Annotated in this window: 20 protein-coding genes and 1 pseudogene; 10 read left to right on the top strand and 11 right to left on the bottom strand. The window is 50.9% G+C overall.

Annotated elements, in window-relative coordinates:
• Positions 1–34: 34 nt before the first annotated feature.
• Genes ACWAU0_RS03480 through sucC form a run of 4 tightly spaced genes read right to left on the bottom strand, consistent with a single transcriptional unit; the run spans position 35 to position 4,850 of the window.
• A complete protein-coding gene (locus tag ACWAU0_RS03480; protein WP_033156093.1) occupies positions 35–1,156 on the bottom strand; it encodes a hypothetical protein in 1,122 nt (373 codons plus the stop codon).
• Positions 1,157–1,159: 3 nt separating this feature from the next.
• Positions 1,160–2,806 (bottom strand): NAD+ synthase, encoded by a 1,647-nt coding sequence (locus ACWAU0_RS03475; protein ID WP_458138316.1) that lies wholly within the window; start codon positions 2,804–2,806, stop codon positions 1,160–1,162.
• Positions 2,806–3,681 (bottom strand): succinate--CoA ligase subunit alpha, encoded by an 876-nt coding sequence (sucD, locus tag ACWAU0_RS03470; protein ID WP_458138315.1) that lies wholly within the window; start codon positions 3,679–3,681, stop codon positions 2,806–2,808. Before sucD ends, ACWAU0_RS03475 begins: the two co-directional genes overlap by 1 nt.
• On the bottom strand, positions 3,681–4,850 hold the full coding sequence (gene sucC, locus ACWAU0_RS03465; RefSeq protein ID WP_458138314.1) for an ADP-forming succinate--CoA ligase subunit beta: 1,170 nt from the start codon (positions 4,848–4,850) through the stop codon (positions 3,681–3,683). The genes sucD and sucC overlap by 1 nt, the downstream gene beginning before the upstream one ends.
• A gap of 94 nt (positions 4,851–4,944) precedes the next feature.
• Between sucC and ACWAU0_RS03460 the strand changes: the two genes are divergently transcribed.
• Positions 4,945–6,570: a sensor histidine kinase gene (locus ACWAU0_RS03460; RefSeq protein WP_458138313.1), complete on the top strand. Its 1,626-nt coding sequence runs from the start codon at positions 4,945–4,947 to the stop codon at positions 6,568–6,570.
• Complete coding sequence (locus tag ACWAU0_RS03455; RefSeq protein ID WP_458138312.1) at positions 6,567–7,907, top strand: sigma-54-dependent transcriptional regulator; 1,341 nt, start codon at positions 6,567–6,569, stop codon at positions 7,905–7,907. The genes ACWAU0_RS03460 and ACWAU0_RS03455 overlap by 4 nt, the downstream gene beginning before the upstream one ends.
• Positions 7,908–7,966: 59 nt before the next feature.
• On the opposite strand, the gene ACWAU0_RS03450 is transcribed toward ACWAU0_RS03455, so the two are convergent.
• Positions 7,967–8,455: a hypothetical protein gene (locus ACWAU0_RS03450; protein WP_101052092.1), complete on the bottom strand. Its 489-nt coding sequence runs from the start codon at positions 8,453–8,455 to the stop codon at positions 7,967–7,969.
• Positions 8,456–8,606: 151 nt separating this feature from the next.
• A complete protein-coding gene (locus tag ACWAU0_RS03445) occupies positions 8,607–10,442 on the bottom strand; it encodes a GGDEF and EAL domain-containing protein (RefSeq protein WP_033156100.1) in 1,836 nt (611 codons plus the stop codon).
• A gap of 180 nt (positions 10,443–10,622) precedes the next feature.
• Here ACWAU0_RS03445 and ACWAU0_RS03440 point away from each other — a divergent pair, with 180 nt between their 5' ends.
• From ACWAU0_RS03440 to ACWAU0_RS03425, 4 genes and pseudogenes are all read left to right on the top strand, one after another.
• Positions 10,623–11,474, top strand: coding sequence for an HDOD domain-containing protein (locus ACWAU0_RS03440; protein WP_458138311.1), 852 nt, complete (start codon positions 10,623–10,625; stop codon positions 11,472–11,474).
• Between the two features lie 124 nt (positions 11,475–11,598).
• A pseudogene (locus ACWAU0_RS03435) lies at positions 11,599–12,686 on the top strand (IS5 family transposase).
• A 432-nt stretch (positions 12,687–13,118) separates the two neighbouring features.
• Entirely contained in the window at positions 13,119–14,594 is a 1,476-nt protein-coding gene (locus ACWAU0_RS03430) for an OprO/OprP family phosphate-selective porin (RefSeq protein WP_458138310.1), read from the top strand.
• Positions 14,595–14,873: 279 nt separating this feature from the next.
• Positions 14,874–16,241 (top strand): choice-of-anchor I domain-containing protein, encoded by a 1,368-nt coding sequence (locus tag ACWAU0_RS03425; RefSeq protein WP_503428540.1) that lies wholly within the window; start codon positions 14,874–14,876, stop codon positions 16,239–16,241.
• Here ACWAU0_RS03425 and ACWAU0_RS03420 read toward each other — a convergent pair.
• Complete coding sequence (locus ACWAU0_RS03420) at positions 16,225–17,529, bottom strand: lipopolysaccharide biosynthesis protein (protein ID WP_458138309.1); 1,305 nt, start codon at positions 17,527–17,529, stop codon at positions 16,225–16,227. The genes ACWAU0_RS03425 and ACWAU0_RS03420 overlap by 17 nt on opposite strands.
• Positions 17,530–17,799: 270 nt before the next feature.
• Here ACWAU0_RS03420 and ACWAU0_RS03415 point away from each other — a divergent pair, with 270 nt between their 5' ends.
• Positions 17,800–18,741, top strand: coding sequence for a cation diffusion facilitator family transporter (locus ACWAU0_RS03415; protein WP_458138308.1), 942 nt, complete (start codon positions 17,800–17,802; stop codon positions 18,739–18,741).
• A gap of 29 nt (positions 18,742–18,770) precedes the next feature.
• Here ACWAU0_RS03415 and ACWAU0_RS03410 read toward each other — a convergent pair whose 3' ends face one another.
• From ACWAU0_RS03410 to hemA, 4 genes are read right to left on the bottom strand one after another with little or no spacing between them, the layout of a single operon-like run.
• Entirely contained in the window at positions 18,771–19,193 is a 423-nt protein-coding gene (locus ACWAU0_RS03410; protein WP_458138307.1) for a M67 family metallopeptidase, read from the bottom strand.
• A complete protein-coding gene (prmC, locus tag ACWAU0_RS03405) occupies positions 19,190–20,065 on the bottom strand; it encodes a peptide chain release factor N(5)-glutamine methyltransferase (RefSeq protein WP_458138306.1) in 876 nt (291 codons plus the stop codon). Before prmC ends, ACWAU0_RS03410 begins: the two co-directional genes overlap by 4 nt.
• Positions 20,058–21,143, bottom strand: coding sequence for a peptide chain release factor 1 (gene prfA, locus ACWAU0_RS03400; RefSeq protein WP_458138305.1), 1,086 nt, complete (start codon positions 21,141–21,143; stop codon positions 20,058–20,060). The genes prmC and prfA overlap by 8 nt, the downstream gene beginning before the upstream one ends.
• Positions 21,144–21,151: 8 nt before the next feature.
• Positions 21,152–22,402 carry a glutamyl-tRNA reductase gene (hemA, locus tag ACWAU0_RS03395; protein WP_458138304.1) on the bottom strand — a complete coding sequence of 417 codons (1,251 nt, stop codon included), beginning with the start codon at positions 22,400–22,402 and terminating at the stop codon, positions 21,152–21,154.
• Between the two features lie 146 nt (positions 22,403–22,548).
• On the opposite strand from hemA, the gene ACWAU0_RS03390 reads away from it, so the two are divergent.
• From ACWAU0_RS03390 to ispE, 3 genes are read left to right on the top strand one after another with little or no spacing between them, the layout of a single operon-like run.
• Positions 22,549–24,273, top strand: a complete 1,725-nt coding sequence (locus ACWAU0_RS03390; RefSeq protein ID WP_458138303.1) for a tetratricopeptide repeat protein — start codon at positions 22,549–22,551, stop codon at positions 24,271–24,273.
• Positions 24,270–24,839, top strand: a complete 570-nt coding sequence (gene lolB / locus ACWAU0_RS03385; RefSeq protein WP_458138302.1) for a lipoprotein insertase outer membrane protein LolB — start codon at positions 24,270–24,272, stop codon at positions 24,837–24,839. The genes ACWAU0_RS03390 and lolB overlap by 4 nt, the downstream gene beginning before the upstream one ends.
• On the top strand, positions 24,824–25,711 hold the full coding sequence (ispE, locus tag ACWAU0_RS03380; protein ID WP_458138301.1) for a 4-(cytidine 5'-diphospho)-2-C-methyl-D-erythritol kinase: 888 nt from the start codon (positions 24,824–24,826) through the stop codon (positions 25,709–25,711). Before lolB ends, ispE begins: the two co-directional genes overlap by 16 nt.
• Positions 25,712–25,715: the final 4 nt, after the last annotated feature.

Raw genomic sequence — 25,715 nt, 5'->3', positions numbered from 1 at the left:
ATCCCTGTTTTTATATGGGGCAAGCCCGCTTGATTTAACCTTTGCGTTTGGTTTTGGTCTTGCCTTTGGGATTTTCGTGGGCGATCAGCGAACGGGCCAGCTTCCGCAAGCCGTTGGAGGATACTTCCAGCCCAAGTGGCGAGCCTATCGATTCCAACTCGTACATCAAGTCCGTCGCGGCAATCAACGTCACATAGCGCAGGCTGCTATTACCCGGTAACTGGGTTGAAGCGTCACGTAGTAGCGGGGCTAGCACGTCCCAGGAACTGTTGAAGAACTTACGCACAGGATCGTTTTCCGCCACATATTCCGCCGTCAGACCTTGTTCAAAGGCGACGCCGGCTTTTTGCAGGACATCGCGCAAGCTTGCCCGGCTGGCGTCAGCGTTGGTGGCGATAGGGGCTTTCTCAATATTCTTTTCCAAAGACATCTGCCAACCTTGCCAGAGCTTGCGCCATTGGTTCAATTCCGCTTCGTTCAATACCGGGGCCGCTTTTAAGCCGCCGGCATTTTGGTTGGTAGCGGTGTAGCCCACGTTGATTAAAATACCTTTCTCATCGGCTTTGACCTGATTGAAGCGCAGGCTGTTGATGGTGTCGTGCAACTCCTCGCTATCGTCGGCGGCGATGAAGGGGAGCAGGGTTTTCGTAATGTCCGGGCGGGATTGGTTTAAGTCGATTTTCAGGGCGGCCAGTTTGGGCTCGGCGGCTTTTTTGATCAGCGATTGCAATTGGGCAATGTTCAATGGTTGGCCGTTGCGATCAAACGCATTCAGTTGGGTGACCGGGAAGCTCAGCACATTGCCGGAGGCGTCCAATGTCGGCTGTTGCAGGGTTTGCAAAATGCCGGACCATTCGATCAAGGTCATGCATTTGCCGCCCAGCGCGGTACCCACGCGGGCTTGTACATTGTTCTGGATTTTGACCTGACCTTGCTCGCCGCTGATTTGCGGGTGGTCCAGATCCAAAAAGCTGCATTGCTTGCCGTCTTTCCAGGCTCTTACCGATTCATTCGGGCCGTCGTAGAGTTCGCTGACCAGCACACTTTTGATTAAACCGTACTCCATGGGCACCGGAATATTAATTTCGCGGGCCATACCGGTCTGTGCAGTCAGCAGCAGGCCGGTGGTAAGTAACAGGGTACGCATTTTTGACATGATTTACTCCTTAACGTTGTCGGGCGCTGGTTGATTAAGCGCGGCCGTGCCGCGATAAGCGGATGAAATAGGGTAGCGGCGGTCACGGCCAAACGCTCTGGGCGTGATGCGAATGCCGGGCGGCGATTGCCGGCGTTTGTATTCGTTTCTATCCACCAGTGAAATCGCTCTGTGCACATCGGCAACCGCGAAGCCTTGTGCCACGATTTCGGCGGCGGATTTGTCCTGTTCCACATACAAAGTAAGTATAGGATCCAACACAGAATAAGGTGGCAGCGAATCTTCGTCTTTTTGGTCCGGCGCCAATTCCGCAGACGGTGCGCGGGTGATGACCCGTTGCGGAATGACCGGCGACAAGGTGTTGCGGTATTCGGCGAGTTGGTAGACCAGTAATTTGGATACGTCTTTTAAAGGCGCAAAGCCGCCGGCCATATCGCCGTACAGCGTGGCATAACCCACACTCATTTCGCTTTTGTTGCCAGTTGTCAGCAGCAGTTTGCCTTGTTTATTGGAAATAGCCATCAGTAACACGCCACGGCAGCGGGCTTGGATGTTTTCTTCGGTGGTGTCTTTTTGGCTGCCGGTAAACAGCGGGGCCAGCATGCCGTTGAAGGCAGTTACCGCCGGTTCGATGGGCAGCACGTGATATTTGACACCCAGCGCTTCGGCTTCCAGGATCGCGTCCTGGTTGCTCATGTCTTGGGTATAGCGCGATGGCATCAACACGGCTTCGACATGATCGGCGCCCAGCGCATCCACCGCCAACGCCAATACCAGTGCGGAGTCGATACCGCCGGACAAACCCAGAATCGCGCCTTGAAAGCCGTTTTTGCGCACGTAGTCTTGAATACCCAAGACCAGCGCTTTGTATTCGCTGACCACGGGTTGATACAAGTCGGCGATGGTGGATATTTGCGGCTCATGGTTGATAAACTCAACTATGCTGAGTTGCTCGGCAAATTCGGCCGCACGAAATACAACGTCGCCGTTACGATCAGCGACAAACGAAGCACCGTCGAACACTAACTCGTCCTGGCCGCCGATTTGATTGACATAAACCAACGGTATCTGCTCGGCTTTAATTTGCGAACAGATGATGTCCTCGCGCTGCTGCATCTTACCGGCATGAAACGGCGAGGCGTTCAGGGTCAGGATAATGTCTGCCCCGGCAGCGCGGTTTTTGGCAATGATGCCTGGCTGCCAGATGTCTTCGCAAATCGTCAGCGCCAACTGGCTGTCTTTAACCGTAAACAGACAGGTTTGGTCGCCGGCGCTGAAGTAACGCTGTTCATCGAATACGCCATAGTTGGGTAAGGCCTGTTTACGGTAAACGGCAAGGGTTTCGCCGTCGCGTAATGCCATGGCCGTGTTATATAGCCGGCCATCCTGTTGCATCGGGTAACCGATCACAAGCGTGATGCCGGCAATCTTCTTGGCAATTTCGGCAACCGCTTGTTGCGCCTGATGAATAAAATCCGGTCGAAACAGTAGGTCTTCAGGTGGGTAACCGGTGACACATAGCTCCGGAAACACCACCAAATCGGCCTGCCGCTGTTTGGCTTGTTCAGCGGCGGCCAGAATTTTGCCGGTGTTGGTTTGAATGTCGGCAACTGTTAAGTTCAGTTGGGCTAGCGCTATTTTTATCGACATTATGTTTTGGAAAAACAATCCCGCATCGCGACGCCTATATCCGAAGGCGAGCTGACCATACTCACGCCGGCCGCTTGCATCGCCGCAATCTTACCCGCCGCAGTACCCGCGCCGCCGGTGACAATCGCACCCGCATGGCCCATGCGTTTACCTGGCGGTGCGGTTTGGCCGGCGATGTAGCCGACCACAGGTTTGGTAACGTGGGCTTTGATAAAGTCCGCAGCCTGTTCCTCGTCGCTGCCGCCGATTTCGCCGACCATGACGATGCCGTGAGTGTCCGGGTCATCTTGGAAGCGGCTCAGAACGTCGATAAAGTTCATGCCGTGGATCGGGTCGCCGCCGATGCCGACGCAGGTGCTTTGCCCCAAGCCTTCGCGGGTGGTTTGATGCACGGCTTCGTAGGTCAGGGTGCCGGAACGGGAAACAATGCCGATTTTGCCGGGTAGATGAATATGGCCGGGCATGATGCCGATCTTGCACTGCCCCGGCGTGATCACGCCAGGGCAGTTGGGGCCGACCAGTAATGAACTCGTGCCTTGCATTGCGGCTTTGACCTTTAACATTTGCAGCACCGGGATGCCTTCTGTGATGCAGACGATCAGCTCGATGCCGGCGTCGACCGCTTCCAAAATCGCGTCGGCGGCAAAAAACGGCGGTACGTAGATCATCGTTGCCGTGGCGCCGGTGGTTTTAACGGCTTGTTCGACGGTGTCGAATACCGGTAAATCCAGATGCTTGGAGCCGCCGCGTCCCGGAGTGACGCCGCCAACTAATTGCGTGCCGTAAGCGAGCGCTTGTTCGGAGTGAAATGTACCCTGTTTGCCGGTGAAGCCTTGGCAAATGACTTTAGTCTGTTTGTCGATCAAAATAGACATTAAGCTACCTCTTGCGCCAGTTTTACCGCCAATTCGGCAGCATGATTTAAATTATCCGCAGCTACCAAGCCCAGTCCCGATTGGCTCAGCATGGCTTTGCCCTGTTCGACGTTAGTCCCTTCCAGGCGCACCACGACCGGGATTGTTAAGTGCATTTCCTCGACGGCCGCCAGGATGCCGGCGGCGATTACATCGCATTTGACGATGCCGCCGAAAATATTCACCAGCACTGCTTTGGTGGTGCCGTCGGACAAAATCAATTTAAACGCGGCTTTGACTTTGTCTTTATTGGTGCCGCCGCCCACATCCAGAAAATTGGCCGGCGCACCGCCTTTCAACTTCACCATGTCCATCGTCGCCATGGCCAGGCCGGCGCCATTGACCATGCAGCCGATATTGCCGTCCAGCGTGATGTAGTTAAGATCGAACTGTTTGGCTTCCGCTTCCTTAGCGTCTTCTTGCGAGGCATCGCGCATCGCGGCTATGTCAGGATGTAAGGCGATGGCGTTGTCGTCGAAATTGATCTTGCCGTCCAGTGCCACCAGTTTGCCGTCATCGGTTTGGATCAGCGGGTTGATTTCGATTTGGCTGGCATCCTTGGCCAAAAACAGTTGATACAGGCCGCTTATAATGGTTTGCAGCTGGCTTTGCTGTTCCTTGCCCAAGCCTAGTGCAGCGGCTATTTGGCGGCATTGATAAGGTTGTAAACCCGCTGCGGGGTGCACCGGCACCTTGACTATTTTTTCAGGTGTTTCAGCAGCCACCGCTTCGATGTCCATGCCGCCTGAGGCCGAGGCAATAAATATCAGTCGTTCGCTTTCCCGGTCCAGCAACAGGCTCAAATAATATTCTTGATTGATTGCCGAAGCTTCTTCCACCCAAACGCTATTGACCGGCAGACCCGCAGCATCGGTTTGATGCGTTACTAAACGTGTGCCCAGCATTGCCGCGCTGTAATCCTTTACTTCCTCCAAGGTCCGGGCAACTTTCACGCCGCCGGCTTTACCTCTGGCGCCGGCATGAATTTGCGCCTTTACCACCCAGGCAGAGCTGCTTAAGGACTGTGCGGCTTGCTGCGCTTGTTCGGCTGTGGTCGCCACGGCGCCTTGTGGCGCGGGGATCGAAAACGCTTTAAAGAGTTGTTTCGCCTGGTATTCGTGAATATTCATTTAGTGCTCCATGGATGGCTTAAATCGCGTCTCAAGTTGGTGCTATGATTGAACTGACAAACATTCTAACTAACTCTGCATAAAAACTCGGGCAATGCTTTCTTCATCGGTCGATACTATTTATCCCTGCCCTTTTTCCAAGGGGTACGGCATTCCCGTTCGGCAAGCATGGTTGATGTTGAAGATTTTCGCCCTCTATCGGTTTGTTACCGCCTGCCTGTTTGTAATGCTGTTTTATTTGCGCTTTGGGCCGTCGTTATTGGGTTCCTACGACGCATCATTGTACCAGTTCACCAGTGTTGCCTATCTGGGGATTTCGCTGATTGCCGCGCCGGTCGCATTTAGACCGCGTTGGGCTTATGCCAGTCTGGCACAGTTATTTATTTTTACCGATATAGTCTTCATTACCTTGCTGATGCACGCCAGCGGTGGGATTGGCAGCGGCATTGGCATCTTGCTGGCTATCTCGATAGCGGCGGGTGGTTTGCTGATTGGTGGGCGCTGCGCGATGTTGTTTGCGGCTTTGGCTAGTCTGGCAATTCTTGCTGAAGAGGTGTATGCGATAGAAACGCATGCCTTCGAAAATACTACCTTGACTTATGCCGGCATGCTGGGAGTGGCTTTTTTTTCGATAGCGTTTTTATCGGTAATCCTGGCACAGCGTGCCGAACAATCAGCGGTGTTGGCCAGACGGCACGAGCATACTATCGCCAGGCTGGAGAGTCTTAACCGCTATATCATCCAGCATTTGCAATCGGGCATCATGATCGTCGATGAGCGGCAGGTGACTCAACTGTCCAATCAATCGGCGTTGCGTTTGCTGGGTTTGGTCTTGCATCCGGAGGAACTGGCCGAGGTGGCGCCGGAACTGAGGCAAGCTTTCGAGTTGTGGCGCGCCAATCGGGATCAGGATTTTGCCATTATCCAATTAGCCAATCGCAACGAAGTGCAAGTGCGATTTTCCGAATTAAGTATGGATGACGAAGCGTTGTACATGCTGATTTTCGAGGACATTGCCTTGTATAACCAACGCCTACAACAGAGCAAGCTGGCGTCTCTGGGCCGGTTGACCGCCAGTATTGCCCATGAAATTCGCAATCCGCTCAGCGCCATTAGTCATGCCGGACAATTGCTATCCGAAGCACCGGATTTGGATCTGCAAGAGCTGCGTTTGACGGAAATCATCCAGCACCATTGTCAGCGGGTAAACAGCATAATCGAGGACATTCTCAAGTTGTCTCGGCGCAACCCGTCGCAAAAACAAAAAATCGCTTTGGACCAGTGGTTGCCGGCCTACCTTGACGAGCAGAAATTGAATCTGGGCGAGCGGGCGGAGTGTTTTAAATTGATTTTTAAAGCGCAAGGCTTGAATGCCTGTATTGATAGTGGCCACTTGAAGCAAATTCTCGACAATCTCTGCGCCAATGCTTTGCAATACGGTAAGCCTGAGCTAGGGGCCATCGTGCTTGAAGTGTCGCAGATGCAGGAGGCGCCGTGCATTAAAATTATCGATAATGGCGCCGGAATTGCCGCAGAGCACCGGCAGCATTTGTTCGAACCGTTTTTTACCACTTCCCACCAAGGTACCGGGTTAGGGTTGTATATTTCCAGGGAATTGGCCGAACTGAATCAAGCGGAGTTAAGTTACGCCGCCCATTCCGGAAAACCTTGTTTCACTTTGTTGCTGGCTAATGCCGATCACGCCGTCATTGAAATATGAATATGCCTGTCACCCTGGTTGTCGACGACGAACCCGACATCCGAGAATTACTCGAAATAACCCTGAACCGCATGCACATTCAAACCCGTTGCGCGGCCAATTTGGCCGAGGCCAAACAGCTACTGGCCGTTGAGGTGTTTGATTTGTGTCTTACCGATATGAAGCTGCCGGACGGCGATGGGCTGGATTTGGTCGAGCACATTCAATTAGCCGGTTTGCAGTTGCCGGTGGCGGTGATTACTGCGCATGGCAGCATGGATATTGCGATCAAAGCCATGAAAAAGGGAGCTTTTGACTTCCTGTCCAAGCCGGTCGATTTGGGGATATTGCGGCAGCTGGTCAGTCATGCGCTGCAAGCCTCGCTAACTAGGGTTTCCGACAAGGAGCGACGTACCCGCGACATCTTGTTGGGTGAGTCTGCATTAATGTGCGCTATTCGCTCGAAGATCGACAAGGTGGCGCGCAACCAGGCGCCGGTTTATATCAGCGGAGAGTCCGGTTCGGGCAAGGAGTTGGTGGCCAGATTGATACACCAGCAAAGCCCGCGCGGCGAGAAACCGTTTATTGCGATTAACTGCGGAGCGATTCCGCCTGAATTGATGGAAAGCGAATTCTTCGGGCATAAAAAAGGCAGTTTCACCGGCGCGGTAGCCGACAAGCAAGGCTTGTTTCAGGCGGCCGATGGCGGTACCTTGTTTTTGGATGAAGTGGCTGATTTGCCTTTGCCCTTGCAAGTTAAATTGTTGCGGGCGATTCAGGAGAAAAAAGTCCGCCCGGTCGGCGAACAGCGGGAAGTGCCTGTCGATGTGCGCTTATTGAGTGCAACCCACAAGGATTTGACCAAGATGGTCCAAGAAGGCAGTTTTAGGCAGGATTTGTACTACCGGATCAATGTCATCGAGCTGAGTTTGCCACCCCTGCGCGCCCGGTCCGCCGATATTCCTCAGCTTACCGAGCACTTATTGGCGGGCCTGGCTAATGCCAACGGTATGGATTTGCCCAAACTCAGCGACTCTGCGCTAAATGCGTTAAAGCACTACTATTTTCCCGGCAATGTTCGGGAGCTGGAAAATATATTGGAGCGGGCGCTGGCCTTGCACGATGGCGGCGTGATTGAAGCCGACGATCTGAACTTGCCGTTGGGGATGGAATTGGCTGCGGTCGAAGATTTCGACGCCGAGAAAATGTCGCTGGAAGCCTATCTCGAAGACATAGAGAAAAAAGCCTTGAGTGCGGCGCTGGAGGAAAATCGTTGGAACAAAACCGCTACCGCTAAATACTTGGGTCTAAGCTTCCGTTCGCTGCGGTATCGTTTGAAAAAGTTGGGTCTTGAATAACAGAAAATAACTGTAAGCGAGTAGGGGCGTGCTACTCGCCTAAATATCCACAGGCATGCTTATTGATACTTACTCATGCCTTTCAATTGTTGCAGCGCGGCTTGAATTTTGGCGTTTGCGGCATCGTCTAGTTCGTTGTTTTTATACACTTTGTCCAACAGGCCTTCTTCTACCAGCGCGTCTTTGATCCAACGTTTGGCAAAGGCATAACTCGCTGGGATTTTGGCGACTTCACCTGTTTTTGGATTTTTCAGACTATCGACTGGCGCTGCTGGCGCAGGGGCGGCGGCTTTTTTGGCCGGGGCGGATTTACTGGCTTTGGGTGCGGCGGGTTTGGGTGTGGCGGCTTTGGCTGGAGCGGGTTTTTCGGCGGTTTTTACAGCTGCGGGAGGAGGCGGTGTCAGTTCGGTTTGGATGGCCGGTTTAGTCGCTTCCGGCTTGGCGGGCTCGGGTTTACTAGTTTCCGGTTTTTCCTTTTTGCCACCCATGACCACAAATACTACGTAAGCTACAAAAATAGTTGTCGCTATAAAAAGCAATTCAGCCATAACCCTTCCCCTTTTGTTTGTTTTATTTATTAAGATTCAGAACAATGTGATGACACGTTTTAAACACCGCGAGCGAATATACCAGAGCTAATCAAGTCGGTAAACTAATACCCCAATTGCTAAAAAGTTCGCGAATTACGTTTAATCCGTTTCAACTGATTGGACTGGCCACCTGATTGCTGCCCAGCAAAAGGTTAAGCGAAACCTTCTGACCATCCAGTAGATTCTGCTCGGGTTTGCCGAATGCGTAGCCCTGGCCGAAGTTTACGCCGATTTCCTTCAGCTTTACCGCCGTACCTGCCGATTCGACGAATTCGGCGATGGTTTTCTTGCCGAGTTTTGAGGCAATTTCCACCATGGATTTGACAAGTATTTGATCGGTTTCGTTGTCGAGCAGGTTTCTGATGAATTGACCGTCGATTTTCACGTAATCGACCGGAAAGGTTTTGAGATAGTTGAACGAACAAAAGCCAGCGCCGAAATCGTCTAGCGCGAATTTGCAGCCTAAGGCTCTGATTTTGTTAATCATGTGCCGGGTTTTTTCAAAATTGTCCACGGCGGCTGTTTCGGTGATTTCGAAGGTCAAACGGTTGGCGTCTATCCAGGTCATTTCCAGTTTATCCTTAATAGTGGATAGTAAATCCGGATACTGAAACGCGGTACTTGAAAGGTTCACAGCCAGGGAAATATAAGACATGTAAGTGGGCAGTGCCGCCAGAAAGTCGATGGCATTTTCAACGACCCACAGGTCTATCGCGTGAATCAAGCCGGTTCTTTCGGCTACCGGAATAAACTGATCCGGCGTGATGACTTCATTGCCTTCGCCGCGCATGCGCAATAACACTTCATAGTGCGAAACATTGCCATCAGACAGCTGTACCACCGGCTGGAACACCAGAAATAGCTGGTTATCCCGCAAGGCCTTGCGAATAAGCGGCACCCAGTAAATGTCGCGGCGTCTTTCCTTGACGATGAGATCATCGCTGTTGTAGACGCAGATTTTGTCTCTGCCGGTGCTTTTTGCAAAGTTGCAGGCTTGGCGGGCATGTAAAATCATTTCGCCCGGATGAAACGCGGAAACGGTATTGTCCAGCGCGGCAATGCCGATGGAAACCGAGGCGCTGTAAGACACTTCGCCGGTGAAGAACCGAAAATTGTCCACGGTGGTTTTGATGGTTTCCGCGAGAATCTGTGCTTGCTTTTTGGTTTTGTTTTCCAGGAATAAACAAAACTCGTCGGCGCCGATACGGGCGAATAAACTGCCGGCTGGTAATAGCTTTCGGACCAGAATGGCCATTTCGACCAGTAAACGATCACCTACTTCAAAGCCTTCCAGTTCGTTAATCAGGCTGAAGCGGTCCACATCAATGAATAATAGAGACCCGTCTTTTTGCGTTTTATTGCTGTGATTTAATACCAATCTCAGCTGACGTTCGAAACTGCTGCGATTGAATAAGCCGGTTAATTCGTCGTGGGCAACCAGAAACTTGAGTTTGGCATCAATAACGTTTTTGGCGGCCAATTCATTGATCAATTGTTCTTCCTGACGGTGGCGCAGTTGGCGTTCCTGTTTCAGGCTCAGCAAAAATTTTACTGCCAGTATCAATTCCTGGGTATTGACGGGGGTGTTGATTTTGTAAGTTAGACAATTGTCCTGTTGCGGTTGACAACTGTCGAGCTCACAGGCAAAGCTGTCGTCGTTCAGAATTACTACCGGAATGACCGATACCGAATTGGCGCTGGATAAACTCTGGCACATTTCCCGAGCTTGGCAAAGCGGCAGCCTTGCGTTCAGCACGATCAGACCGATCCTGTCGGGTTGATCGGCGTAAGGCTTTAATATCTCGTAAATTTGTTCGCCATTTTCAGCTACACGAATATCGGTAAAACCCTTCGTTTTCAATGTGGAAACGATTTTTTGAGCGGAGACTTCATTATGCTCCGCAACGACAATCAGTTTTTCTTTGAGCGCGTCATTGGCAATCATCTAATACCATCCAGGTATTGGCATAAAATCGGGAGCAGTCGGCATAAGGTCAGGAGGAGGGCAGCATTTAATAAGCTTGTATTTTCATATAATTGGTCTAGGTTTAAGCGCAGCCTTTAATGCTATTTCTATGCTATTGGTTTTCAGTATAGGTGTAAATTTAATTTTTTAGAATTATTGATGATAGCTTACTCACCGTCCACATTAACTGTTGCCGATTTGCTGAGAGGTGATTTGCAACTCGCCTCGCCGCCGAATGCCTATTTTTTGTTGAAAAAAATAGTCGAAGACCCGAATAAGACTGCGAAAGACGCGGCTGTGGTGATCGAAGCCGATGCGGCATTGGCGGTAAAGCTACTGAAGATAGTGAATAGTGCTTTTTATGGTTTTCCGTCCCAAATCAGTTCGATTACCAAAGCCATCACCATGATTGGTACCCGTGAGTTGCAGAATCTGGTGCTGGGTACCTTGATTGTCGAACGTTTTTCCGATTTACCCGGACAACATTTCTCCATTCACGATTTTTGGGCCAGAAATTTGCGTTGCGCGTTGATTGCACGCGAATTGGATATTCATTTCGGCAAGCACTATGCCGACACCGCATTTCTGTGCGGTTTGGTCCACAACATCGGACAATTGGTGTTTTATCGGCGGATTCCGGTATTGGCCCGGGAAGTCGACTTATTACTGCAATCGCAAACCCCGCTCGCGGTGGACGAAGAGGTCACGGTAGAGCAGAACGTGATCGGCTTCGACCATTTTCAAGCCGGCGCCGAGTTGTGCAAACAATGGATGTTACCCGACGTTATTGTGGAAAGTATTCGCTTGCATTGCTTTCCTGATTTGATCGGGCCTTACGCCGATTTGGCCGCCATGGTCAGGTTGGCGAACTGCTTGAGTCGAATCGAAAATCCCTACGATGCCCACGCTGTCAATGCTTTGAATCTGACGCCCGAACAAATCAGTTTCATCCTCGATAAAATCAGCGACGAATTCGAAGTCATTTTTAAATTGTTCTATCCCACTGTCTAACAGGCTGTTGATTTTATCGCTCCCGCAAGCCGCATTGATTGGTTGAACCAGATGCGAGAGTAATTCATAAGACATTGTTCTGCATGATAAAATAGTACCATCTCCAATATATTGCATTGCTCTCATGCGCGGCGCAGACATCACCCAAGAAGAACTATTCAGTTACCGAACCCTGGAAGAACGGATTCCGAAAAAGCATCCGCTACGCCAACTGCGCAAAGTGGTCGATCTGTTGCTCGCCACGTTGAACGACGAGTTCGATACGCTTTACGCCCGTCGCGGCCGGGATTCTATTCCGCCGGAGCGCCTGCTCCGCGCCAGTCTGCTGCAAGTGCTGTTCTCCATTCGCTCGGAGCGGCAGTTGGTGGAGCTATCGATTTCAACCTGCTGTACCGCTGGTTCGTCGGCTTGACCATGGACGACGCCGTATGGGATCACTCCACCTTCAGCGCCAACCGCGACCGCTTGCTGAACGAGCGCATCAGCCGTTTGTTTTTCGAACGGGTACTGGCCTTGGCGGAGTGGAAAAAGCTACTCTCCGACGAACATTTCTCCGTGGACGGTACGCTGATTCAGGCCTGGGCTTCGCACAAGAGTTTCGTCAAAAAGGACGGCTCGACCCCGCCACCGGAAGACGGCGGTCGCAATCCCACGGTCAATTTCAAAGGCGAGAAACGCAGCAACGAAACCCATGCCTCGACCACCGATCCCGATGCCCGGCTGTACAAAAAGAGCGAAGGGGACAAATCGCAGTTGGCTTTCCTCGGTCATGCCTTGATGGAGAATCGCAATGGTTTGGTCGTCGACGTCGAAGTTACCCTGGCCACCGGCACTGCGGAGCGTGAGGCGGCCGAAACCATGGTCAAGCGCACGATCAGCAAACCAGGCGCAACCTTGGGCGCCGACAAAAACTACGATACAGCGGATTTCGTGGGCAAGCTACGCGGACGCAAAGTCACCCCGCATGTTGCCAGCAAGGACAAAGGCTCGGCCATTGACGGCCGTACCACGAGGCACGACGGTTACCGCAAAAGCCTCAAAACCCGCAAGCGGATCGAAGAAGTCTTCGGCTGGGCCAAGACCGTCGGTCCGCTACGGCAAACCAAGTTCCGAGGCTTGAAGAAAGTCGCCGCACAAACGTTTTTTACCTTTGCCGCCTATAACCTGACGCGAATGGGCGCCATTTTCGGTTGGCGTTACAGCACTGCCTAGGCGGACGTGCGCCTGAAATCCGCCAAAAGGCGGAATTTAACCCCCTTCGGGGCGAATATAACCGGCCAAAACCGGTTTTTAAGGCCTAATCAGGCTTCCAGACCGCCCGGCGCTTCGAAAAATGGCGTCGAAACCGAAGGTATATCGGCAAATTTCAACAGCCTGCTAAGCCCGCTTGGGTTCTTATCATTATCGGAATATCTGTTGCTTAAAGGTGACAGGGGCCGAGCTCGACTATCCCATCATCAAGTTGCCGATACGCTAACGACTTGTATCGAATGCGGTTTTTGTCGCAAAAAAACAACGGATAGGCCAACTAAATTCGTTTTGTCATAAAGTTGTCATATTGCCTCCATACAATGCGCTCAAGCTTTTTGGTCATCGTGATCATTGAGTTAACGCATTGATTTATATAATTATTGGAGAAATTTGATGAGACTTTCTAAGCTGAGCCTGGCAGTGGCCGCCATTATTGGCTCGGGTATCTGCGCCGAGGCGATGGCGCTGGATTTGTATGTTGATTCCAAAACCAAGCAGATTTTTGCCGAGCCGGGTCCGGGGCGCGTTAAGTTGGGTTCTTTTGAAAAAGTAGAAGACACAGCGGCTCAAAAAGCTGACGCTCAAGCCACTAAGGCCGAAATTGCCCAAATTAAGCAAGATTTGGCGTTGAAAGACAATGAGCTAAAATCGTTGGACGAGCACATGAAAGTGGCCGAAGAGGTTAAGGTTAAGATGGGCAGCAAGGGTGTAGAATTTGAATCCGCTAACAAAGATTTCCAATTTAGATTGGGTGGCCGGATTCACGCGGACGCTTCTTACTCGAGCGGTGACGACAACTTGGTGGAAAACAACGCGCACGTCGAGGCTAACGATGGCACTGAGATTCGCCGAGCGCGTATCGAGATGTTAGGAACTTTCTATAAGGATTGGGATTTCAAAAGTCAGTGGGATTTTGCGGACGACAACGTCAGGACCAAAGATTTGTTTATTGAATACACGGGTCTAAAAGATTTCGAGATTGTCGCCGGTCAACAAAAACAAGCCTTCAGCCGCGAGTTGCAAGAGAGCTCTAACGACATGATGTTCATGGAGCGTTCATTGATGAACGCACTTAATGAGCCGACCGTGGACCGGGCGATCGGTTTGAATGTCGGTAGCTTTCATAAGGATTGGACCGGCCAAGTGGGTATTTACGGCGAAACCATTACCGCAAATACCCAAAACAATAACGCAGACGAAGGTTGGGCAATCAATACCCGCTGGACCTGGGCTCCGCTCAACGAAAAAACCAAGTTGATTCATTTGGGTATTGCTGGTAACTACCGCGATCCGAATGCGAGTAATGGAGTTTTAAATCCAGCAAGTAGTTTGAGATTGCGTTCAGAAACCTCCCATATGTCTAACTTACATTTGATCGATACAGGAAATATCACAAATGTGAATGCCATTCAGATGGTGGGTTTGGAAGCAAACGCACTATACGGCCCTTTCTCCCTAGGCGGCGAATACACTCAAATGTGGTTGGATCGTGAAGGCGGGCAAGCCGACAACGAGTTCAACGGCTGGTATACCGAAGCCTCTTATACGATTACCGGCGAGTCACGTAAATATAAAAAAGGTAAGTTTTATAAAGTTGAACCTAACAAAAACTTCAGTTTGAAAAACGGTACTTGGGGAGCGTGGGAAGTTGCCGCTAGATATTCGGAAGCGGATTTGAATAGTGGCAATGTCCGCGGCGGACAAATGTCTTTACTGACCGTAGCTCTCAACTGGTACATCAATAACAACATCCGGTTCATGGCAGATTACAACAAAACACTGGATATGAATAACTCTCCAGTAATTACCAGGGATCGCAATGAGCCGAACATTGATACGTTCATGTTGCGCGGTCAATTAGCGTTCTAACAAGCTGATTTACCTATCGGGCTAAAGCCGCGCACGTGGAAACGGGCGCGGCTTTTTTTGTCTTTAATGTTTGCGTTAAGATTAACAATCTGAAGTTGATCGATTTTGGGGGCTTTCTTGAAAAAACACTATTACTTATTTTGGATTTGGTTACTGTCGGGCTGTGCTGGTCAGCAAACAGCAAAGCCGTTATCCAGCCAGTGGCAATTGCAGCCACACTGCCTTTATTACTCAGGCACTGACAAGGGTACCGAAATCATAAGCGTGCAACAAAAGTCAATGCGAGCCGTTTTAAGTAATTTCAGCACTGGCGAAGCTGATGTTTTAGATATTAGCCAGCCAGGAAAAATCACGCGCGTCAGCCGCTTTAGTCTGGGGTTGCGAAAAGGAGAGGAATTTACCTCGGTAGCGTTTCATCCGTCGCTCGATGTATTCGCGGCTGTTATCGATGCCGGCAATAACCGAGGTCGCCTGGAATTTCGTTCCGCCAGCAGTGGCGCGCTAGTGGACCGCGTGGAAGTTGGTTTCGGACCGGATGCGGTGGTGTTCTCCCAGGACGGCTCAGTCGCGCTAGTTGCCAACGAAGGCGAGGAGTTTTCTTTCGATAAATCAACCGGTGAGTTTTTTTCCGCCGAGGGTAGTATTTCTATCGTCCATTTGGATCAAAACGGGAAAGTGAAGGCTAACGCCAACATCGAGCTGGCGGATGTCACACACCGGGAAGGCTTTGTCGTCGCGGAAAAGGGCCATTTTTTGGAGCGGGAAATCGACTGGGACGGGGATGGCAAGATAAGCAAAAAAACTGATTTCGACGGTAATGGTGTAATTGAAAATAAAAAAGTCAAAGTCGGCCGCTTCGAAAACCAAGACGTTTACGCCAATGAAACCAAAGGTGAAGCCAGAATTCGGATTCCCGTGGATAGCGACTCCAAGACTTTATTGGAGCCTGAATATATTGCACTGTCGCCCGACGCATCGAGAGCTTATGTGACCTTACAGGAAACCAATGAGGTTGCCGAAGTGGATGTCTTTAACGCCAAGGTTTTAGGCTATTTCAATATGGGGATTGCCGAACACGGCGCGGACCGCAAGGCTAATGGCTGGGTCGAATTTAATCAGTCCATGATGGCTTTGCGCGAACCGGATGGGATTGCCTTGACACCGGATGGTCGTTATTTCGTGACTGCTGATGAAGGCGATACCGATACCGAGGCTCAGGATGGTGAAGAACCGTTACAAAGCGGCGGTCGAACCGTCAGCGTGTTCGACGCCAAGACCGGCGATTTCGTGGCCGATACTGGTAATCAGCTCGATGAAATCACTTTTGCACATGGAGTTTATCCTGATCGACGTAGTAACAAGAAAGGTGCAGAACCGGAAGGGGTGGTGACTTTTGAAATGGAGGGTCAGCCCTGGGCGGTGGTGGGGATGGAGCGGGCTGATGCTCTGGTGTTAATTTCGTTAGCCGACCCAAAGCACCCCATGGCAATTGCTCTGGGCAAGATTCCCGGAGAAGAAAGCCGTTCGCCTGAAGGTGTCGCCCATTTCGAAAATAACGGCGAGCATTACTTGCTAACCGCTAACGAAATGATAGGTACAGTAGCCTGTTTTAAATTGGTGCGGGGAGCGGTCACGGTCGAGCATTGATGGCGAAGAGTACTTGCATGTGCCGGTATGCTAACCATTTAAGCAGGGAAAACAACAATATAGTTGGCAATGTGTAAGCAATTGCTACACCGCTGGCCCCGTAAAAAAAACCCAAAATAAAACTCAGGAAGATCATGCTGGCAGCTGCCAGCGTGATCAAACCAACCACCAATCGATTTCGCCCCATGAATTGCAAATAGTAAGGCGAATCTGAAAACAGTGTGCAAAATGCCGCGCCAATCGAGCTAATCCCTAAAGCCAGGTAACCTCCCGCAAAATTAGCGCCAAAAAGATCGAGTATTTCCTTGCCCCAGAAACCGATAATGCTCAAAAAAACCAGGATAAAGGCGGCAATTAAGCGCATGCGTTTTGCTTGTAAGTTTTTGATGCCGGCTTGATCACGGCGCTCGAGTAGAACCACCAGCATTGGCAGATAATAACGGTTGGTGGAGGTGCCGATTAGCGAAATAAGCGCATTGGTTTGCATGGCGATTGCGTAAATGCCAACCACCGCTTCGGACGGATGGAGAATTTCCAGAATAATCGTCCCGCCACTGGTTAGCATGGTCATCATCAGACTGCTCATCATTAAAGGCAGGGATTTTTTTAGCCACCGACTTCGGCGTTTCATATCAGCTTTAATTCGATGCAGGCCTCTTGGGCTGGCGGCCCTCGCTGTAACGGTCATCAATAATAGTGTCAGGCACCAGGCAGCGCCAAAACATAGTACTGCCGAAATAGCTGTAAGCTCGATTCGCAAATCGTCCAAGCTGAGCAATAGAAGTAAAAACATCGCAGGCAGAAAAAAACGATACAAAACCAGCGAAAGAATCTGCGCGCCGAATACCGTGATGACTTCAATTAAAAACATGCACAACGCAATTACCGGTAGAAAACCGGCATAAATAACAATGGCAATATGAAGATCGGTATTCTTCCAGACTAGTAGGGCTTCTAGTCCCACGCTGAGTAAGCCGACTAACAATATGCTGAACAACAGGATGGTGCGCTGTGAAAATTTCCAAAAACCGCGCAGCCTGGGCCAATTTTCGCGTTCAATACACAACGCAATCTGACGCAAGGCATATTTTTCGAGTCCTAAAGTTGCGAGAGTAGAAAGCAATGCGACTACGGAAGTCGCGACGCTGTAATCGTCAAACGCATCAATCGGCAAATGACGTGCCAGTAAAATATTGGCCCAATACAGCAATGCATAATTGACTAGGCTCAATCCAAACAGCATCAGAGAACTGAAATTGTTTGGATGGATGGAGAAATTGGAATTCAAGTTTATCCCGTGGAATTAAGCCATGCAGAAGTGGCGTTATGCCTTGTCGCAAGGGGCTGTTTTGGGTTGTCTGGAGACTGTAACTATTTAAGCGTCTTAGCTCGCTATCGGATTTTGCCACTATATTAAGCGAAAAAGACGCATGCATTCGGAGATAATATTTTCGCAATATTTCGTTTGCCTGAACCGAGGTTCAAATCGCGGTGCGACGGACTATCGACTGCCGAGTCTGTTAAGCTATGGCCCCCGTTAAAGAGCTAGCAAAGCCTTATGAGTAACCCACAAAAATCCCTCGCGTTATACGGTTGGCTATCGATTGCTGCGGCAGTCAGCACTATCGCGCTAAAAAGCTATGCCTATTGGCTGACCGGTTCCGTGGGCTTACTGTCCGATGCACTGGAGTCGCTGATCAATTTGGTGGCGGCGATCATCATGCTGGTAGTGCTGACTATTTCGGCGCGGCCGCCGGACGATACCCACGCCTACGGTCACGAAAAAGTTGAATATTTTTCCAGCGGCGCGGAAGGCATCATGATTTTGCTGGCGGCTTTTAGTATTGGCTACGCGGCCTGGGAACGCTTGTGGAATCCGCTGCCGTTACATCAACTTGATCTGGGTATTGCGGTTTCGGTGTTTGCTTCTCTGATCAATTTGGCGGTTGCCCGAGTTTTGATTGGTGTCGGCCGCCGTCGGCAGTCGATTACGCTGGAAGCCGACGGTAAGCATTTGATGACCGATGTCTGGACGACAGTCGGGATTTTGGTCGGCATCGCCATTATCTCGGTGGCAAACCGTTTCGAGCCGAGTCTGGCGTTTGCTAGGCAATTAGGCCTGAACGGCTGGGAAATACTCGACCCGATTATTGCCATCGGCGTGGCGATAAATATCGTCTGGGCCGGCTTGCAATTGATTCGCCGGACAGTATCCGGTTTATTGGATGCGGCCTTATCGCCGGAGGAAATTGCGGAAATCGTTGCTGTATTGGATGAATATGTGGCCGGCCACCGTATTGCTTATCATGCGTTACGGACTCGTTACGCCGGCGCCAGACGTTTCATGTCGGTGCATGTGTTGGTGCCTGGGAGTTGGACAGTGCAGCAGGGTCATGATTTGCTGGAAGCCATCGAGCGGCGAATCAAGGACAGGTTCGACAACATCGACATCGACACGCATCTAGAACCTATCGAAGATGCCGCGTCTTGGGAGCATTGAGCACGCTGTTTGGGCTGCAACGGCTTGGATTAAGCTTCAATCAGATTTAATTCCACTTCTTCCGCGCTGTCTCCGGCAATTATAAAGCCGCGCATTTCCAATACGCCCTTGGTATTTAAGGAAATGATCAAATGCAGTGCATCTGGATAGCTAGCTTCCTGGATGTCGGTCGGTGAAGGCTGGGCCGGCGTGTGTGGGTGCGAGTGGTAGATGGCAAATAGCGTTTCGCCTTTTTCGCGGATTTGGCGCATCGCCTCGATTTGCTGGCTGGCGTCTAATAAAAATCGGGTCTGCGGCGTGGCGGCGCTATTTTCCACCGGATAACAACTCGCCGGCATACCGGTACTGTCCGCGCCGATTAGACCGCAAACCTCGGTATCCGGGGATAGTTGCGCCAAGTGCAGTAACTGGTTGGTGAGCTTGCGCGGTAGAGAAATTTCTTTGTGGTTCATAGTGGTTTCCATATTCCCGATGTCACTCGTGGATTGCCGGATAAATCAGCATGGGTGTTGACCTGCTGGTAGCCAAATTCGTGAAAAATGGCTTGTACCTCGGATTGCTGATTGTAGCCGTGTTCGACCAATAATTGGCCATTGTCTTTTAAATGCAGACGCGCCTGCTCGGCAAGCTGATGAATGTCTTGCAGGCCGTTGTTGGGGCTGATCAACGCGCTGTCAGGCTCAAAGCGCACGTCGCCGATGGTTAGATGCGGGTCGTTATCGACGATGTAGGGTGGATTGCTAACGACTAAATCAAAGTCTGTTTCTTCGATGTTTTCGAACCAGTTCGATTGCACAAAACGCACATTGCCGGTCTTGAGTTGCTGCGCATTGCATTGGGCCAGCTCTAAAGCCGCCGAGCTTAGATCGCTGGCAAATACCTGGGCTAATGGTCGTTCGGCGGCCAAGGTGACGGCAATTATCCCGGAGCCGGTGCCGAGATCGATGATTTTACAGGGCTGGTCGGCAGGTAATAGCGACAGGCTGAGCTCTATAAGCAATTCGGTGTCGGGTCTGGGGATCAAGACATTCGGGCTGACTTTGAAATTGCGCGACCAGAATTCGCGTTGGCCGGTTAAGTAGGCAACCGGCGTGCCCTGCGAGCGCTGCTCTACCAATATTTGAAACTGAGCGTTTTGTTCCGCGCTGGGCTGATGTTCCGGCCAAGCTCTGAGAAACGAGCGGGTTTTGTTTAGGCAGTGGCAAAGCAGAACTTCCGCGTCCAGCATTGCGGTTTCGGATGTGGCGCTTAGCTTTGCGCTTGCAGTGGCTACCAGGCTATGAATCGTATTGCTGGTATCTGTCCATATAGGTTGCTTAGACATTACCCAGCTGAGTCAACAATTCTGCCTGATGTTCATGAATCAGCGGTTGAATCACATGCTCCAATCCGCCTTCCATGATTTCTTCCAGCTTATAAAGCGTCAGGTTGATGCGGTGGTCGGTGAGTCGGCCTTGCGGGTAGTTATAGGTGCGGATACGCTCGGATCGGTCGCCGCTGCCCACTTGTAATTTGCGGCTTTCCGATTGTTCCGCGTGTTGCTTTTCCTGGGCCGCCGACATCAAACGGGCTTGCAATACCGACATGGCGCGGGCGCGGTTTTTATGCTGCGAGCGTTCGTCCTGGCATTCGACGACCACACCGGACGGGATGTGGGTAATACGGATCGCCGATTCGGTGCGGTTGACGTGTTGGCCGCCGGCGCCGGAGGCGCGGTAGGTGTCGATGCGCAGGTCCGCCGGATTGATGTCGATTTCGTCTACAGCATCGACTTCCGGCATGATCGCCACGGTGCAGGCCGAAGTATGCACGCGGCCTTGCGACTCGGTTTCCGGTACCCGTTGCACGCGGTGGGTGCCGGATTCGAATTTTAATTGCGAATACACGTTTTGGCCGGCCACGCGCATGATGACTTCTTTAAAGCCGCCGTGTTCGCCGCGGTTCTCGTTGATGATCTCGGTGCTCCAGCCTTGTCGTTCTGCATAGCGTTGGTACATCCGTGCAAGGTCGCCGGAGAAGATCGCCGCTTCGTCGCCGCCGGTACCGGCGCGTACTTCCAAAAATACGTTGCGGTTGTCGTTCGGGTCTTTTGGTAACAGCAGGATTTGCAGTTGTTGCGTCAATTCCTCGCGTTGGGCTTCGGCGGCCTGGATTTCTTCTTTGGCCATTTCGCGCAGTTCCGGGTCGATGTCCTTTGCCATCTCCTGAGCCGATGCCAGATTGGCTTCGTTGTCCTGGTAGGTTTTGTAGCAGGCTACCAGCGGCTCGATTTGCGCGTATTCCTGGCTCAGGCTACGGAATTGGTTTTGATTGCTTTGTACTTCCGGTTGCGACAGCAGGGCGGTGATTTCTTCGAAGCGTTCGCCGAGGTTTTCCAGTTTGGTTTGTATCGAGGGTTTCATTCAGTGGCTTATCGTAATTTGAAAATTTCGCGGGAAGCCGCGATCAGGTCGTGGCGTTCATTGGCGCCGGCTTCGCGTAGTTGTGCGCAGGGGGTGTGAATCAGTTTATTGGTCAAGGTGTGCGCTAGGCGCTGCAATACTACGTCGGCGGCTGCGCCGCTGTTGAGTTGGGCTAAAGCCTTTTGCAAGGCTTCGTCGCGGGTCTGCTCGGCCTGAGTGCGGAAATCGCGGATAGTTTCCTGCGCGCCTTGAGAGCGTAGCCAGGCCATAAAGTGTTCGACTTGAGTGTCGATGATTTCCTCAGCCTGCTCGGCGGCGCGGCGGCGCGAGTCCATGTTTTGATTGACGGTGTTTTGCAGGTCGTCAACCGTATACAGATAAACATCGCGTAGCTGCGCAACTTCGGCTTCGATGTCGCGCGGCACGGCCAAATCGACCATGAACATCGGTTTGTGCTTGCGGATTTTGATCGCGCTTTCTACGCGGCCTTTACCAAGGATCGGCAATTGGCTGGCGGTGGACGATACGACAATGTCTGCTTCCGCCAAGTGATTCGGCAACTCGGCGAGGTTGATCGCGTAGCCGTTGAACTGCATCGCCAAGGCATGGGCTTTGTCGTAAGTGCGATTGGCAATGATGATGCGGCCGATGCCGTGTTGGTATAGATGGCGGGCGGTGAGTTCTATCGTTTCGCCGGCACCTATCAATAAAGCGGTTTGTTCGCTGAGTTTGTCGAAAATTTGTTGTGCCAGTTGCACGGCGGCAAATGCGACAGACACCGGGCTGGAGCCGATGGCGGTGTCGGTGCGGACCTTTTTAGCAGCGGAAAACGTGTGTTGAAATAATTTGCTGAGATTTCGACCCAAGGTGCCGGCTTGTGAAGCGGCATGGTAGGCGGTTTTCATTTGGCCGAGAATTTGCGGCTCGCCCAGGATCATCGAATCCAGTCCGCAGGCCACGCGGAACATATGTCTTATCGATTGGCTATCTTTGTAGCTGTAAAGATAAGGAGTGAAGTCGGCGGGTTTGATCTGTTTGGTGTCGGCTATCCAATTTACCAACGAGGATTGGTTGTCGCTGTCGGCCTGATAGTAAAATTCGGTGCGATTGCAAGTGGATAGAATGGCCGCCTCGCTGATTTCGCGAAGATTCCACAAGTTTTTCAGCGTGTTATCGAGCATGTCCGTCGGGAACGCCAAGCGTTCGCGGATGGCGACCGGCGCTGTATTGTAATTTATCCCTACGGCAAGAAGAGTCATCGGTTGCGAACAATAGCACAAGAAAAGTGCACTATTTTAAGGAATGCGCTGTTTTTGTCCAAATACAATGAAACGACAGTCTGATTCAGGGGCTTTTTCTGGTAATCTATCGACAATAGTTTTTCAAAAGTGGGTCAATTGATTGCATGAAAAAATGGATAGCCATCGCAATGTTTTTATCGATGTCAGGATGTGCGGTTTCTCCTGAGAAAGAGCCTGAGGCAGAAGGTTTGCCAGTCAAGCCTGAGGGTTTGGAAAGCAGAGTTAATCGCAACACAGTGATCGACGAAGAGGTGCTGTATTTGCTGATGGCCGCGGAATTGGCAGGGCAGCGTAATCAGTACCATTTGGCCATGGATGCTTATTTGCAGGCCGCTAAGCGAGTGGATGATCCGCGGATTGCGGAGCGGGCAGTCAAAATCGGTTTGTTTTTAAAAGACGAGCAGCGTACCCGTGAGGCCTTGACGGTTTGGTTGTCTAAGGACGGTAAGAATTTAGCGGCGAGAAAGTTTGCCGTGTTACTGGCGATTAAAAATTCAGATCAAAAGGCGGCTGTCGAAAATCTCAATGCCATGCTGGCAGATGATCCGGCCGGTTTTGAGGCTGGTGTGCTGGAAATGACCAAGTTGATGGAAAAAGAAGGTCGCACACAATTTACCTATGACGTGTTGGAAGAGTTGGCTGTTGAGCATCCTAATCAAGCCAGTGTGTTTTTCTTGCAGGCAGTTTTGGCGTCGGTTCTGCAAAATAACGAGTTGGCCCAGCAGAAAGTTAATCAAGCATTGTTAATCCAGCCTGATTGGAATAAGGCTGTGATCTTGCAGGCACAGCTGGCCGGACGCTCCGGCGACTTGTCTAAGGCGCGCGCCTCTTTGGAAAAGGCGCTTAAGGCGGCGCCGGAAGATAGGATGCTGAGAAAGATGTTGTTGGAAGTGTTGGTTAACGGTCACGACTACGACGATGCGATAAAGCTTTGCCAGAGTGTGCTGGAAGACAAGCCGGATGATGCTGAAACGCTGTTTACCTTGGCTTTGGTATATATGCAGCAAAGCCAGATCGATAAGGCTGAAAACGTACTTGAGAAGTTGCTGAATAATCCCGAGTGGGAAGGGCAGGCTAGTTTTTACTTGGGCAAGATTGAAGTTGATCAACAGCACCCCGATAAGGCATTAACTTGGTTTGATCGGGTGAGCGACGGCAATTACGCATTCGACGCGGATATGGCAGCGGTGTCTTTGTTGATGAATCAAAAACGCTTCGACGAGATCGAGGCCCGCATCAAGCGCATGGATAACAAATATCCTGAGCAGCATTTGCGGGTCTTGATGGTTAAGGCAGAGCTCTACAATCAATTGGGTAAATACCAGGAAGCTTTTGATGTTCTGACACTGGCTTTAAAAGACATGCCCGATAATCGCGAAGTACTATATGCACGGGCATTGGTTGCCGAACGCTTGGATAAGCTGGATGTGCTTGAATCCGACCTGCAGAAAATTTTAGAGCAAAAGCCGGACGATGTGGGGGCGCTGAATGCGTTGGGTTATACGTTGACCGATAGGACACAGCGCTATGAGGAGGCGGCCAAATATTTGGAGCGCGCTCTCAGTTTGCAGCCCGATGAGGCGGTAGTAATAGACAGCTACGGATGGTTGCAGTTTAAGCTCGGAAAGCCTGAGCGGGCGCTGGAATTTTTGCGTAGAGCCTACGAGAAGCAGCCGGAAAATGAAATTGCCGCGCATATTGCCGAAGTGCTTTGGTCTTTGGGTGAGAAAAAGGAAGCAAAAGAGCTTTTCGACAGTGTTTATAAAAAATCTCCTGATGACGAATATTTGTTGGAGTTTAAAAAACGCTTTTTGCAAAACGGGCAATGATTTTTAAGGGCGGTGTGTTCTTGTTGGCTGTGGCGTTCTTGTCCGGCTGTTCTTTATTGTCAGAAAAGCCGAGCGACGCCTACCGTTTGCAAGATATGAGGGTGTTGCAACAGCAACAGCAATGGTATTTTGAGGGGCGATTGGCTCTGGTTGATGAGAAGGATTCGTTTTCTGCGTCGGTGAGTTGGCGGCATCGCTCTGGGAGAGATGATATTGAGCTTTCGGGGCCATTGGCTCAGGGTAAGCTGATGATCACTGTCGAAGCTGATTTCGTAGCGGTGGATGACGGCGACAATCACAAAGAATTTCGCGGGCCTGCAGAAGAGGTGCTGGCGGAGCAGTTAGGTGTCGCGATTCCTGTGAGCGCTTTGAGGTATTGGGTGCTTGGCTTGCCTGATCCGGAGCAGTCGTTTGTCGAGCAGGTTGATGGATTTTTTCAGTCTGGGTGGCGGGTTGGTTTCAGAGAAATTCAGCATGTTAACGCCTTAGTACTGCCGAGAAAAATCAATGCGGAAAAAGATAAGACAAGAATCAAATTAATAGTGGATCAATGGGATTTGTCGTGACGGGAATGCAAGAACAGGTGGTGGGTTGGGGTGAGAAATGGCCTGCGCCGGCTAAGTTGAATCTAATGCTGAGAATCACCGGGCGTCGCCCAGATGGCTATCATTTACTGCAAACAGTATTTCAGATTATTGATTTGTGTGACTGGATAACATTTTATCCTGCGGAAAATGGCCGGGTTTATTTACGTCATCCAATTCCTGGTGTCCCGGAACACGAAGACTTAACCGTTCGCGCCGCCAACTTATTGAGACAATATACTGGGTATGCATCCGGGGTGTGTATTGATGTCGAAAAGAATCTGCCTATGGGTGGTGGCTTGGGTGGTGGTAGTTCCGATGCTGCTACTACGCTGGTGGTGCTGAATAGGTTGTGGAATCTGCATTTACCATTAGAAGCGTTGATGGAGTTGGGCTTGCAGCTTGGTGCCGATGTGCCTGTTTTTGTCTATGGATACACCGCTTGGGGTGAGGGGGTTGGTGAGGAATTAAAGCCCATAACGATTCCGGAACAATGGGTCGTGGTAATCAAGCCGGATTGTCATGTGAACACGAAACAGATTTTTTTGACGGAAGAGTTGACAAGAGATAGCAAATCCATCACAATGCGCGACTTCATTGCAGGCGATTGGCGGAATGATTGTCTTCCGGTTGTTAGCAAATTATATAAGCCGGTGAGTAATGCATTGGATGCATTATCTCAATATGCAGAAGCAAGATTGACGGGGACTGGGGCTTGTGTGTTTGCTCAGTTCGATTCGGAAGAGTCGGCGCGTGAGGCATTTTCTGAGTTGAGTCAGAGTTGGTTAGTTTATTTGGCTCGAGGACTTAATGTTTCGCCTCTGCATGAAAAATTAAGACAAGGATCTGTTTAATCAA

The sequence above is a fragment of the Methylomonas sp. Uni0009 genome, from assembly GCF_054188105.3.
This window is presented reverse-complemented; position numbering and strand designations above follow the sequence as displayed.